Source organism: Caballeronia sp. LZ003 (assembly GCF_031451465.1).
In the GTDB taxonomy this organism is placed as follows: Bacteria; Pseudomonadota; Gammaproteobacteria; order Burkholderiales; family Burkholderiaceae; genus Caballeronia.
The window spans coordinates 1-543 of sequence record NZ_JARUXJ010000143.1; the positions used below are offsets into that span (position 1 = coordinate 1).

Annotated in this window: 1 protein-coding gene; it reads left to right on the forward strand. The window is 57.8% G+C overall.

The genetic code is table 11. From position 1 onward, the window contains the following. Positions 1-165 precede the first annotated feature (165 nt). Positions 166-543: HK97 family phage prohead protease (locus tag QCE79_RS33490; protein WP_309851808.1), on the forward strand; the 378-nt coding region annotated here is incomplete at its 3' end.

The following is a 543-nucleotide window of genomic DNA, read 5'->3' on the forward strand; positions in this document are numbered from 1 at the left end:
CCGCAAATTCACCAAGCAGAAGGCCACAGGGCGCATTGACGGGATAGTAGCGCTGGCGATGGCAGTGGGCGCAACGCAACTTAATGCGGAGGAAATGGAGAAAGAACCGCAGATGTTCTTCATCTAGGCATTGAAATTGCATTAAATGCGTGTTATACCGCATCGATGCACAATTACTATCGACCAATCCCGGTTCTAACGCAATTCGTTGCGAAGAACACGCCCGTACCGTCGAATAAAGCGTTCTCCCGACTTCAGGTCAAACGCCTCGACGAGGATTCCCGCACCCTCACCGGTATCGCCAGCACGCCTACTCCTGATCGCGTGGGCGATGTTGTCGTGCCGGATGGCATCCAGTTCAAGACGCCGTTTCCGCTGTTGTGGCAGCACGACCCGCGTCGGCCGATCGGCACCGTGACGAAATTGACTGTGACCCAGGCGGGCGTCGAAGTCGAGGCAAGCATCGCCCCCGCGGGGACTGCGGCCTACATCGACGAGGCCTACAGCTTAATCAAGGCGGGGCTCGTGCCGGGACTGTCGATC